Annotated in this window: 9 protein-coding genes; 6 read left to right on the plus strand and 3 right to left on the minus strand. The window is 29.8% G+C overall.

Annotated features, from left to right (window positions below; all coding sequences use genetic code 11):
- The first annotated feature begins 49 nt into the window (after nucleotides 1–49).
- The 5 genes from RR409_RS08165 to RR409_RS08185 all read left to right on the plus strand — a co-directional run bounded on the left by RR409_RS08165 (nucleotide 50) and on the right by RR409_RS08185 (nucleotide 6998).
- A complete protein-coding gene (locus tag RR409_RS08165; protein ID WP_332557248.1) occupies nucleotides 50–1789 on the plus strand; it encodes an ABC transporter ATP-binding protein in 1740 nt (579 codons plus the stop codon).
- 1 nt (nucleotide 1790) lies between these two features.
- Nucleotides 1791–3578 (plus strand): ABC transporter ATP-binding protein, encoded by a 1788-nt coding sequence (locus tag RR409_RS08170; RefSeq protein ID WP_332557249.1) that lies wholly within the window; start codon nucleotides 1791–1793, stop codon nucleotides 3576–3578.
- A gap of 296 nt (nucleotides 3579–3874) precedes the next feature.
- Nucleotides 3875–4129 (plus strand): NAD(P)H-dependent oxidoreductase subunit E, encoded by a 255-nt coding sequence (locus tag RR409_RS08175; protein ID WP_332557250.1) that lies wholly within the window; start codon nucleotides 3875–3877, stop codon nucleotides 4127–4129.
- On the plus strand, nucleotides 4120–5826 hold the full coding sequence (locus tag RR409_RS08180) for a [Fe-Fe] hydrogenase large subunit C-terminal domain-containing protein (protein ID WP_332557251.1): 1707 nt from the start codon (nucleotides 4120–4122) through the stop codon (nucleotides 5824–5826). The genes RR409_RS08175 and RR409_RS08180 overlap by 10 nt, the downstream gene beginning before the upstream one ends.
- A complete protein-coding gene (locus RR409_RS08185; RefSeq protein ID WP_332557252.1) occupies nucleotides 5823–6998 on the plus strand; it encodes a SpoIIE family protein phosphatase in 1176 nt (391 codons plus the stop codon). Before RR409_RS08180 ends, RR409_RS08185 begins: the two co-directional genes overlap by 4 nt.
- 253 nt (nucleotides 6999–7251) lie before the next feature.
- Here RR409_RS08185 and RR409_RS08190 read toward each other — a convergent pair whose 3' ends face one another.
- The 3 genes from RR409_RS08190 to RR409_RS08200 are packed head-to-tail and all read right to left on the minus strand — an operon-like array spanning nucleotide 7252 to nucleotide 10484.
- Entirely contained in the window at nucleotides 7252–8202 is a 951-nt protein-coding gene (locus RR409_RS08190; protein WP_332557253.1) for a LicD family protein, read from the minus strand.
- A gap of 57 nt (nucleotides 8203–8259) precedes the next feature.
- Nucleotides 8260–9801, minus strand: a complete 1542-nt coding sequence (murJ, locus tag RR409_RS08195; protein ID WP_332557254.1) for a murein biosynthesis integral membrane protein MurJ — start codon at nucleotides 9799–9801, stop codon at nucleotides 8260–8262.
- The gene (locus tag RR409_RS08200; RefSeq protein ID WP_332557331.1) at nucleotides 9798–10484 is read right to left on the minus strand and encodes a TIGR01906 family membrane protein; all 687 of its coding nucleotides are present in this window, start codon (nucleotides 10482–10484) and stop codon (nucleotides 9798–9800) included. The genes murJ and RR409_RS08200 overlap by 4 nt, the downstream gene beginning before the upstream one ends.
- A 1033-nt stretch (nucleotides 10485–11517) precedes the next feature.
- Here RR409_RS08200 and nhaC point away from each other — a divergent pair.
- The gene (nhaC, locus tag RR409_RS08205) at nucleotides 11518–12921 is read left to right on the plus strand and encodes a Na+/H+ antiporter NhaC (RefSeq protein WP_332557255.1); all 1404 of its coding nucleotides are present in this window, start codon (nucleotides 11518–11520) and stop codon (nucleotides 12919–12921) included.
- Nucleotides 12922–12949 lie beyond the last annotated feature (28 nt).

Here is a 12949-nt window from a genome sequence, read left to right on the forward strand (position 1 = left end):
GCAGCTTTTTTATTGTAGCAGTTACATGCACTATAAGGGGGCGGATAAAATGAAAAAAATTCTAAGCTACACTAAGAATCATAACCTTCTCACTTTTTTTGGTACCATCTCTATGATTATTGTCATCGTTGCAGACTTAGTAAATCCTTATCTTATAAAAGTTCTTACCGATGAAGTTATCATGAAAAGTCAGTATCATCTTTTAAGCACTATACTTTGGGGTATCGGAGTAATTACTATAACTAAATTTGTTTTTGGTTATTTAAAAGAGTTTCTCTTTGATTATCTTGCATCAAAGGTTGCAAAAGAATTAAAGCAAAAACTTTTTAACCATATTCAAAGCTTATCTTTCTCATATTTTGACAAAATGAATACTGGAGAATTAATGTCAAGAGTTGGAGAAGATGTAGATAATATTTGGATGGTTTTAGGTTTTGGATTACGATTATTCATTGAAAATATAGTGTACTTTATTTTAGCATCTATTCTTTTGATTAGAATTAATTTACTTTTAACAATAGTAGCGCTTATAACTATGCCTATTATAGCAGTTATCACATTGAAACTTGAGAAAAAACTTGATAAGGTCTTTGAAAAAATTAGTGATCATACTGCACAGCTTAATACTACCGCTCAGGAAAATATAGCCGGGGTAAAACTAGTTAAAGCCTTCGCAAGAGAAAAACATGAAATATTAAAATTTTTAAAATATAACAATAAAAATTTTGATTTAAATATGGAACGAGCAAAGGTTTGGGGAAAATTTTATCCTATAGAGGAATTCTTAGGTAACTTATCTATAGTACTAGTAACTTGTTTTGGAGGAATTTTAGTTATTCAAGATGAAATGACGGTTGGAACACTTTTGGCTTTTATAAATTATTTATGGTTATTAATCTGGCCAATGAGAATGCTTGGATGGCTTGTTAGCTTACTATCACAAAGTAGCGCATCAGCAAAGAAGATTGATGATATTCTAAAGGTAAATCCTTCCATAGAGAACAATGGAAACTTATCAATGTTAAGTGATATCAAAGGTGACATATCTTTTGAAGATGTTTTCTTTCGATATAAAGAAAAGCCTGCACTTAAAAATATAAATTTAGATATTAAAGCTGGAACTACAGTAGCTATAATGGGAACAACAGGTTCTGGAAAATCATCACTGATCAGTCTAATTAATAGAAATTATGACATTTTTAAAGGTTTTTTAAAAATAGATGGTGTTGATATAAAAGAAATAGATTTGAATACTCTTAGAAGTTCAATTTCAATTGTACCTCAAGATTCCTTTCTATTTTCTGATACTATTGAAAATAATATTAAATACGGTAAGCCAAATGCAACTCTAGAAGAAGTACAAAAGGCATGCAGACTTGCTTGTGCAAAAGAATTTATCGATGAATTAGAAGACGGTTATAATACTTTAATTGGAGAAAGAGGCCTTGGACTTTCAGGAGGACAAAAACAACGATTATGTATTGCTAGAGCATTAATTCGCGATTGTTCTATCTTAATCTTAGATGATTCCACCTCTGCACTAGATATGGAAACAGAATATGAGCTATTAAAGAATTTATATCATAACGATAAGAAGGTTACTACCTTTATAATTGCTCATAGAATATCAGCAGTAAAAAACGCTGACATTATTGTTTATATGGAGAACGGAAGAATAGTAGAAATGGGAGATCATAATAGTTTACTAAATCAAGGCGGTAAATATTTTGAGATCTATAGAACCCAGTTTAAAGACTTTTTATCACTTCAAGAAGAGGAGGTGTGCTAATATGGGGAAAAATACAGTAAACCAAGATGAAAAAGTAGTCTCCTTAAAAAATAAGGTGATACTTGGAAGGTTATTTAACTATTTAAAACCCTTCAAAGCTAAGGTTTCTTTAATCATTGCATTAATGATTGTTATTATGGTAGCTGGACTATTAAGCCCGATGATTTTACAAATTGCTATAGATAATTTTATTAAGGTAAAAAATATCAAAGGGATGTTATTAATTAGCGGAGTTTTATTAATAGTAAATATTATTAGTATGTATGCGAGTAGACTATCAATCTTACAAATGAATAAAATTACAAATAAAATTCTATTAACAATAAGACAAGAATTATATATTCATATACAAAAGCTTTCATTTTCATTTTTTGACGAGAGACCCGTAGGCAAAATCCTCGCAAGAGTTGTTGGTGATGTAAACTCTTTGTCTGAACTTTTTTCAAGCTCAGTTACTACCTTAATACCTCAAAGTCTAACAATTCTATGCGTTACGGGTATTATGTTTTATCTCAATATAAAACTTGCACTTCTATCAATAACTGTTGTGCCCTTCTTATTTGTATTTCTATTTGGATTGGAAGTATTTATTAGATCAAAGTGGCAAAAATACAGACAAAAACGTTCAAATTTAAATGGATTTACCCACGAAGCTTTTTCCGGAATAAGAATAATTCAAAACTTCACTCATGAAATAGAAACTTCTAAGAATTTTAGAGATTCTGTTAATGATTTAATGGGTTCTTTTGTTAAAGCTGTTCTCTATAATGATTTCTTTTGGCCAATAGTGGATTTTTCTTGGGGACTTAGCTATATAATTATATTCTGGTATGGTACAGTACTATCACAATCTGGTTCAATTTCTGTAGGTACAATAGCTGCTTTTATCTCCTACTCTGGCATGTTCTGGAGACCAGTTTTAAATATAGCTTCTTTCTATAATACTTTGATTACGAACTTTGCAGCAGCCGAAAGAATATTCGAGATTATGGATATAGTTCCTGATATTAATGAATTAGAATCAAACGAAAAGATGCCCTTTATTAAGGGCTCAGTAGAGTTTAAGAATGTAACTTTTGGTTATGAAAAGCATATACCTGTGCTTCATAATGTAAATTTTAAAATAAAGCCTGGTGAAACCGTTGCACTTGTTGGCCCTACTGGCGCTGGCAAGACTACAATTACAAGCTTAGTAAGCAGATTTTATGACACTACTAGAGGTGAGGTTCTCATTGATGGAAAAAATGTTAAGGAAGTCAACTTACATTCTTTAAGAAATCAAATGGGAATCATGCTCCAAGACACTTTTTTATTTTCAGCTTCTATAAAAGAAAATATAAAATATGGAAAGTTAGATGCAACTGATGAAGAAGTTATTGCTGCTGCAAAAGCTGTTAGTGCCCATGATTTTATAATTAGTCTTGAAGATGGATATGATACACAAGTTAATGAAAGAGGATCAAGACTTTCTGTAGGTCAACGTCAACTTATTTCTTTTGCAAGAGCACTTCTTGCAAATCCTAGAATATTAATATTAGATGAAGCCACCTCTAACATTGATACTGCTACTGAAATCTTGGTTCAAAAAGGAATTAACAAACTCTTATACGGAAGAACATCCTTTGTTATTGCTCATAGACTTTCAACCATTAGAGATTGTGACAAGATTATGGTAGTTGACGAAGGTGATATTGTTGAATCTGGAACTCATGAAGAGCTAATTAATAAAAAAGGTTTTTACTATAAGCTTTATATGGCTCAATACAGATTTTTAAATGAAGGTGCCTAGAAGTATTCTATTTTCAAAACCTTTTCTGCTTAAAAATTATTTTTACTTTTTATAGTCAATCTTATGAATTGTCCTGTGTTAAATTTAAGCACTATTAATAAGTTTATTAATAGTGCTTATTTTTATTTAAAATATTTAATGTAGGTTACTACTTATAAGTAATTTTGAAAACAAAAGTTTATTTTATTTCTTTAATATATTTTCTAGCAAAACGCTCTTTTATTCATTAGTTAGATTGACCAAACTTTCACAAAGTTCTATAATGTTATTATAATCCAATAAGGAGGCATAAAAATATGGTAGTGAAAGTTTGTGTAGGAAGTGCCTGTTATGTAAAAGGATCCCATAAGGTCATAAGTAAAATGAAAACTTTAATAGAAGCTAATAAATTAATTGAAAAAGTTGAACTTAAAGCTGCCTTTTGCTTAGGCCATTGCACCAACGCTGTGTCTGTTTCAATAGATGACGATGCAGTGTATGAAGTAGATTGTGATAATGTAGAGGAGTTTTTTAATATCTACATAAAGGAGAAGATAGATTTATGCAAGTGATGAATTTTACGAGAGCCAACTGTAAAAATTGTTATAAATGTGTCAGAACTTGTAGTGTTAAAGCTATAGAAGTAAAGGATGACCAAGCACAAATTGTTGAGGAAAGATGCGTTACTTGTGGTCATTGTTTAGTTGTTTGTCCGCAAAATGCGAGAAATATCTTATCAGATATTGATAATGTGAAAGCTGCTCTTAAGAGTAAAAGAAATGTTATAGCGCAAATTGCTCCAGCTTTTAGAGGCTTCTTTAAAGATGCTCCTAAAATTGTAACTGCCTTATATAATTTAGGTTTTTCTTACATTGAGGAGGTTTCTATCGGAGCTGAAATGGTTTCAGCAGAGTATGAAAACATAGTTGAATCTAGTTATGAAACAGAATTTTTAACGAGCTGTTGTCCTTCAGTAGTAATGCTTATTGAAAAATACTATCCCGAATTACTTTCAAAAATTATTCCAGTGGTTTCACCAATGATTGCTCACGGTATGAGCATAAAAAATAGATACAAAGACCCTTATGTCGTTTTTATTGGTCCATGTATCTCAAAGAAGTGTGAAGCTTTATCTGAAGATAATGCTGAAATCATAGATTCAGTACTTACTTTTGATGAAATTATAAAACTATTAAAATCTGAGGATGTTGATTATAATACTCTACCGAATAGTGAAGTTACTTATGGAGGTACTAGCCGCGGGGATAAATACCCTGTAGTTGGAGGAATCCTTACCGCTATATCTCCTACCCTTAAGGGCAGGCACTTAGATTTAATCCGAATACACGGCATGGAAAATTGTAAAGAAGTTTTAGAAGAGCTTAAAAAAGGAAGTTTAAAAAATGTATGTATAGAATTAAGTGCATGTAATGAAAGCTGCCTTGGAGGTCCAGGTGGGTCTACCTCAGGTGACAGCATTTATAATAGAATCCAAAGACTTCAAAAATACTTAACTAATGATAAAAGTGATAAACACACTTTGATTTCTCCCCTAAAACTTCCTTTAAATAGAACCTTTACAAATAAGAGAATAAGCTTTCATATTCCTCAAGAAGAAGAAATTATTCAAATTTTAAACAAGATGGGTAAATATGAAAAGGAAGATGAGTTAAATTGTGGAGCTTGTGGATATAACACTTGCTATGAAAAAGCAATAGCTGTATCTCAAGGTATGTCACAAACCGAAATGTGCGTTCCATATATGAGAAGCATGGCTGAACGTACTACTAATGAAATATTTAATCATTCCCCTAATATTATATTAATTTTAGATAAAGCATTAAATATCAAAGAAATTAATCCTATAGGTGAAAAACTTTTTAATATGACAAAAGATGAATTACTAGGGACACCAATCAACTCTTTAATTGCTGATAATGATTTTCAGTTAGTAGTTAAATCCTGTGAAAGTATGATAAAAAACAAGATCTATTATAGTAACTATAATTATCACGCATACAGAAGCATTATTTATATGGAAAAACAAGCCGCACTACTTGTGATCTACACAGATATAACCGCTGAGGAAAAGCGCAAATTCGAGCTTTCGAAGCTTAAACATAATGCAGTAGATGTAACACAAAGCATTATAGATAAGCAAATGAGAGTTGCGCAAGAAATTGCAAGCCTTCTTGGTGAAACCACCGCAGAAACTAAGGTTGCTCTTATGAAGCTTAAGAAAGTTTTGCAAGAGGAAAACGAAGTATGAAAAGTTTTTTTATAGATGTAGCTAATTTTAGTTTAAATAAATTTGGTGAAGAACTCTGTGGAGATAACGTTGAAGTGGCAAACACAAAAGATGGATTAATAGTAGTGATGTCAGATGGATTAGGTAGTGGTGTAAAAGCTAATATTTTAGCTACCTTAACATCTAAAATTGCAGTTACGATGCTTAAGGAAGGAGCTACTATTGATGAAACTATAGAAACAATTACAAATACTTTACCAGAATGCCAAGTTCGAAAGCTTGCCTACTCTACTTTCACTGTGATTAATATAAAAAACAATGGTGAAGTATATATGGTGGAATATGACAACCCCCCTATTTTTTTCTTTAGAAATAATAGGGCCAGTGATCTTCTAAAGGAAGAAAGAAAGATAAATAATAAAATTATCTTTGAAACCAAGTTTTTTATGAGTGAAAATGATACTCTAACTATTGTAAGTGATGGTGCAGTTCATGCTGGGGTGGGACAACTATTAAACTTAGGTTGGCAATGGGAACACATTAATGATTTTTTGAAAAACCTAGTTGGAAAAGAGAAAACCTCTGAAAATATTTGTAGACACTTACTTGAAGTATGTAAAAATCTATACGATGACAAGCCTGGTGACGATACAACAGTAATTACAATAAAATTAAAAAAAGCGCAGTATATTGATATATTTACTGGGCCACCCAAAAATAAAGAGGACGATACTTACATGATAAATGCTATAAAAGCAGCTAAAGGTAAAAAAGTCCTCTGTGGTGGTACTACAGCAAATATAGTCTCAAATGCATTAGGTAAACCAATAAATATAGATTTGCAACATTATGATGCTGAGGTTCCACCTATGGGGTATATGGATGGCATAGATCTTGTTACAGAAGGACTCTTAACTTTAAATAAGACTAGAGAAATCTTGTTAACTTATCTAAGTGAAAGAAGAAAAAAAATTATCCCTAAAATTATTGAAGGATATGATGGTGCCTCTCAATTGTGCAAACTTCTCTTAGAAGATGCCACCCACATTCATATTTGGGTTGGTGAGTCTATTAATCCTGCTCATCAAAATCCATTATTTCCCAAAGATTTTAATCTTAAGGTGAAAGTAGTTAAAGAACTTGAGGCTATATTGAAAGAGTTAGGAAAAATTGTTGAGATATCATTTATTTAACGTCCCTTTGATACTATCTTATGAAATATCACATATTCCCGAACTAAACTTTTGATAATTAAAAGTTTTAGTTAATGAAAGCAGCTGCAAAGTTATAAACTTTATAGCTGCTTTCATTAATTTTTATTAGTTTATCTACTGATATTTTAGAGGAATAAAAAAAGCCAGATAATTACTTACGGAAAGTCATTTTATACATTAAATTTCTTTATGTAAAATATATTGATACTTTCATATTTAAAACTAATACATATCAATTTAGTGTTTTTTCCTTTAATACATAATCAAATCCTTTATTAATTCGTTCAGCATCCTCCTCGGAAATTATAGGTTTCATTAAAGTATTATGTGGAATTCTATTATGTTCTGGAGGTGGAGTCATAAAATTTTCACCATATAATTTAGTTAATATAATGTTATATTTATTAGGTACTGGAAATTCATTACCTTCAAATTTTAGGTATTTTAATGGAAAAATCTCCTCAGAACTAAACTCTTTGTTCCAATTTAATATATCTGTTCCATATCCATAATTTGTTTTAGGATTCTTCATTATTGAACATATTCTTTTGTCCCTTGATTTTAAGCTTCTCTTATATATTTTCTTATGTGTAAAAATAGAAAATACTATAGTAAGTCTTAGAATAAATCTTATAATATTTTTTAGAAGATTGCTTCCTTTAAAGTAAGGCTTCTTAAATGGTGCATTTACAAGAAAAGATTTAATAAAAAGATGTTTATGCAGTTTCTCGTAAAAGTTTTTTTTCATAAAGTTAGTACTAAAACTGTCAAATGGAAATATATCAACATACATACCAGGATGACATCCTTCAGCTCCCTTTTGGTCTATAAAAGATTTTCTGTCTTTTATTTGTGCCCAAGTACTAACAGATTTTTTTGCAGTCTCAGGACATTCAATAAATAAATCAGCAGGGAGTTCCTTAGGAGCAATAGCTATAAATTTAATATAATCTTCTCTTGTCATTCCAATATCAATATCGTCATCCCATGGTATAAATCCTTCATGCCTTACAGCCCCAAGTAAAGTTCCTCCATCTAGCCAATATTTAATATCATGTTTTTCACAAATATAATTTACTATCTTGAGAATTCTCAACATAACAAACTGGCTCTGTCTAAGAACACTCTCTCCCTCATTTTCGTATCGTTTATCAGGGAATAATTCTTCAAATACATCTCCCATATAATCACCTCTAAAATCAATTCAAACTTAATAAAACACTATTACTGAACCCACCATTTATCTCTTAACTTTCTTTCTTAATTCTCTCCAAATTATATTGAATTCGTCAACCTTTAAAACTAATAAAGCTAAGGAATACACAGCGATACCCATTATTGATGAAATAACCAAACCAAATAATATTCCTAGGGTTCCACCCACTGTATGGTAAGTAACTTTGTATATAAACCAAATTACAATCCCCATTATAACAGAGGACAAAGTAATTTTAAATGTTGTTTTAAAAATTGATTTCTTCTCAATGTTACCAATTTTGTTATCCAAACTTTTAAACAACAAAATAGCACATATTGCAGCGGCTATAGAAGAAGAAAATGGCAGAGCACTTAACCCCATAAAATTAATTAAAACAAGATTTAAACCAATATTAATCAATACCGAAATTATTCCATTATAAGTTGAAGTTTTAGTATCTTGCATTGCATAAAGTGCCCTATTAAATATGTCTCTTATACTATAAAATGGAAGTCCTATAGCATAGAATGTTAATACATTAGAAGTCATATAAACTGAATTGTCGTCAAAAACTCCCCTTTTAAATAATATTGTTATAATAGGAACACTTAAAACTAAAATGCCTACAGTGCATGGAATCATAAATAAAAATATATTATTTACTGATGATGTAATATATTTTTTAAACTCATTTTTATTATTATCATTAATAGCTCTTGAAAGTGCTGGAAAAACCACTGTGACTATTGCTACAGCAAAGATGGAGTAAAACACGTCAGATACTCTGTCACCGAATCCCAATGCTGCGATACTTCCTTTGGGTAATCCTGAACCTAAAGCATTATTAACCAGTCTATTAATCTGATTTGCACTTGCTCCTATAATTACAGGTAAAATCAACTTAACCATCTTTTTAACTCTATGATCTTTTAAATCAAAGATAATTATAAACTTAAAGCCATGTTTCATTAAAAATGGAATCTGTGCCAACGTTCTTAAAGACATACCAATTACAGTAGCAACTGTTAGTCCAACTACACCACCTTTGGCCCCTAAAATTATATAGATAATTATTGGGAGATTTAAAAGCACACCTACAATTGCAGGACCTAAAAAATCATCCAAAGTTTGAAGAACTGCAGTAAACGTTGCGTTAATTATGAGAAAAACTAAACTAAATATACTGATCTTTGTTAGTTGAACTGCGAGGGTATAAGTTTCATCCTTAAATAAAGGTGCAATTATCCTAACAATTTGAGGTGCGAAAATGAATCCTAATGTTACTAAAAAAATAGAAATCAGTAATAGAATATTAATAATGTTGTTTGCAAACCTAAACATTTCTTCTTTGCTTTTTTTAGTTAATACCTCACTGAGAATTGGTATAAAAGTAGTGGTAATAGCTAAGGCAATCATTATAAAGAGAATATCACAAATTTGCATTGCCATATTATAAGCATCAGTTTGATATGTTGTCCCAAAAGCACTAGCTACCAATGAATCTCTTAAAAAACCAACTGCCTTATTTATTAATGTCATAATCATAATAACGGTAGCAGCTTTTGCTAATCTTGTTTTTGTCATTTTAATCTCCAATTAGATTTTATATTTTTTTTGTTTATGTACCTATAAATAAAATAAAGCAAAAAACCTACAAATGCCGATAATAGTATAATAGCTAATCCACAGTGAGCGAAAAACTCTTCCGGCATCATGTTTATTATTGGATCAGTTACTGGATTTAATAACCACTTATCGTTATTAAACATTATTTTATGAAAAATAGTAAAAGCATTTGTGAAATCTACATTAATCAGTAAAAGAGATATTAAAGGAAGAGTTAATAATGTTAGTCCACTATATTTAAGAAAATTAATATTAATTTTGTTTTTCCATAAAATATAAATTAGTATCAATGCTGCAAATACTGCTACTATTAATAATTTAATTCCTAAATTAAATAAATCTCTTACTTCTTTAAAATGTTGTGATCCATCCAATGATGATGGCAAAGTTGGCGGCTTAAATTCCTCAATAGAATTATCAAAAATATAATTAATCGTATAATCATAATTTCTCTTTATTTCACTGATTTGGATACCAGATACTTTAGAAATATTTAAGTAGTTAATATCAAAATAATATATAGTTTTAATCTTGGTGATAAAAATAGTTGACATCATTAATGTCGAGTAAATAAGTAGTACTGTTAATAGTGTGGTAATTATACCTTTAAACTTACAGATAATAATCCCTCCAAATATTATTTTATTTTTAGGAACCTACACCCTTTTATCATTAATGACACTAGTATTAATGATTTTGAAGTGTAAAATTTGTTCATCTCAATTTTACTTTTTAATACAATATTATTCAATAATATTCTTATAAAAACTAAAGAATTCTACTAACTTTCTTTTAAGAAACTTCAATGCATGAAAACAAAAGTAATTTCTCAGAAGTATAATACAATTTTAGCATTCAAGTTAATGTTTAATATTAAGTTTGCATGAAAAATCAGATTGATATATTCTTTTCTAAAAACTTAAAGTTAAATTTCAACTTGGATCATAGTTGGCAAAAACTACATACTTATAAATTCTTTAAATCCTATTGACTTATATTTAAAAAAACATTATACATATATAAGTGGTTATTTTTATGCATAATATACTTGCGTTTATATTTAATATACTAATCGTACATGGCAAACTTATTGATAGGACTAGCATTGGTTTAATTTAGCTATATATAAAAATAGATTTTTTATGTATGTATATTCATAAAAACTGAATAGTGAGATGCATAATTATTTGCACTCTAAATAACGGTTAATATACTTATTTTTCAATTATGGAAATATTCATTTAATCAAATCTATATTTAAAAAGAATCTATTTATGAGCACATAATCTTTACTATTCATCAACATACCAATATTTATCTTATTATAGAATAATTGTAAAGTATTTTTAATTTTTTGTATTATTTGATTGTTAATTTATTGATTATATTTCTGCAATCAAATTAAGATGTCTAAAATTGTAGGTGTATTTATATAATTTTGCGCAATACTTTTTGCAGTTTTGCATGAAATATATAAACTTTTTCTATAAAACATCAAAATACATCATTTATACTACCATTTTTTTCTGTTTTTTTGCATCAATGAAAACTAAAGATTGTTATTTTTAAAATTATTCAGAATATTATTGAAATGTTTACATTAATACTGTAAAATAAGTTTAAACAAGTTATCAATTTATTCATTTTTTTACTTTAAAGGAGGCGTATTTATTAATGAAAGAAATTCGTAAACCGAAAATGTGGGAAGCTTTAATCCCAATATTAGCACTTATTATTTCTCTTTCAGTTGGAATCATGGTATATGATGCTAGCCCACACATTCCTCTAGTTCTTGCAACAGTTATTGCTGTTATAATGGCTCTTAAGGTTGGTTATACTTGGGCAGATCTAGAAGACGGCATAATAAACACAATACAAATGTCTATGCAAGCAATTCTAATACTTATGATAATAGGTATGGTTATTGGAGCATGGATTGTAAGTGGAACAGTACCTACTATGATTTACTATGGTCTTCAAATTTTATCCCCTGGGATATTCCTAGTAGCGACATGCATAATTTGTTGTATAGTTTCATTAGCTACAGGTAGTTCTTGGACAACCGCTGGTACAGTTGGTATAGCACTATTAGGTGTTGGAATAGGCCTTGACATTCCAAAAGAAATGGTTGCTGGAGCTGTAATCTCTGGAGCTTATTTTGGTGATAAAATGTCACCTTTATCAGATACTACAAACTTAGCACCTGCTATGGCTGGCGCAACGCTATTTGACCACGTTAAGCACATGATATACACTACTGGTCCAAGCCTAATTATTTCATTAATTATTTTTGGAATAATGGGATTCGGATTTTCTGGTAAAGAAATCGATCAATCTCAATTACAGATTATTTTTGATGGATTAAGTGATTCATTTGTAATTAGTCCAATATTATTATTACCTCCTGTGGTTGTAATAATTTTAGTTGTAAAAAAATTCCCTGCTATTCCTGGATTATTTATTGGTGTACTTCTTGGTGCAATATTAGCAATGTTAGTACAAAAAACTGATTTTGGTGGAGTACTTTCAGTTTTAAATGATGGTTATGTTGGTGAAAGTGGAATTGAAATGGTAGATGAACTGCTTAACCGTGGTGGTTTACAAAGTATGATGTTTACAGTTTCATTAATTATTTGCGCTATGACTTTCGGTGGAGTAATGGAAAAAGCCGGATTCCTTGAGTTAATGGCAGAAAAGTTATTAAGATTTGCTGTAAGTACTGGCTCATTAGTATTAGTAACTATAGTATCTTGTATTGTATGTAATATTCTTGCTGGAGATCAATATCTATCAATTGTTATTCCAGGAAGAATGTATAAAAATGAGTTTTCAAAAAGAGGTCTTGCAGCTAAAAACCTTTCAAGATGTCTTGAAGATGCAGGTACTTTAACTTCTCCTCTTGTTCCATGGAATACATGTGGTGCCTTTATGAGCACAACTTTAGGGGTTGCTACTTTAGGGTACTTACCATACTGTTTCTTAAATCTAATCAACCCAGTAGTTTCAGTAATCTTAGGATACACTGGAATCACTATGGAAAAGGTTAAGCCAGCTGAAAAAATTGCTGCTGAAGCATAGTTGAATTTAATATATTTAAGATATAAAT

The sequence above is a fragment of the Clostridium sp. genome, assembly GCF_036642255.1.
Lineage (GTDB): Bacteria > Bacillota > Clostridia > Clostridiales > Clostridiaceae > Clostridium_J.

Excerpts from the sequence above, each read along its gene's own strand:
- RR409_RS08175 (WP_332557250.1), top strand. The coding sequence starts at position 3,875 with ATGGTAGTGAAAGTTTGTGTAGGAAGTGCCTGTTATGTAAAAGGATCC.
- RR409_RS08170 (WP_332557249.1), top strand. The coding sequence starts at position 1,791 with ATGGGGAAAAATACAGTAAACCAAGATGAAAAAGTAGTCTCCTTAAAA.
- murJ (WP_332557254.1), bottom strand. The coding sequence starts at position 9,801 with ATGACAAAAACAAGATTAGCAAAAGCTGCTACCGTTATTATGATTATG.
- RR409_RS08185 (WP_332557252.1), top strand. The coding sequence starts at position 5,823 with ATGAAAAGTTTTTTTATAGATGTAGCTAATTTTAGTTTAAATAAATTT.
- nhaC (WP_332557255.1), top strand. The coding sequence starts at position 11,518 with ATGAAAGAAATTCGTAAACCGAAAATGTGGGAAGCTTTAATCCCAATA.
- RR409_RS08190 (WP_332557253.1), bottom strand. The coding sequence starts at position 8,202 with ATGGGAGATGTATTTGAAGAATTATTCCCTGATAAACGATACGAAAAT.
- RR409_RS08180 (WP_332557251.1), top strand. The coding sequence starts at position 4,120 with ATGCAAGTGATGAATTTTACGAGAGCCAACTGTAAAAATTGTTATAAA.
- RR409_RS08165 (WP_332557248.1), top strand. The coding sequence starts at position 50 with ATGAAAAAAATTCTAAGCTACACTAAGAATCATAACCTTCTCACTTTT.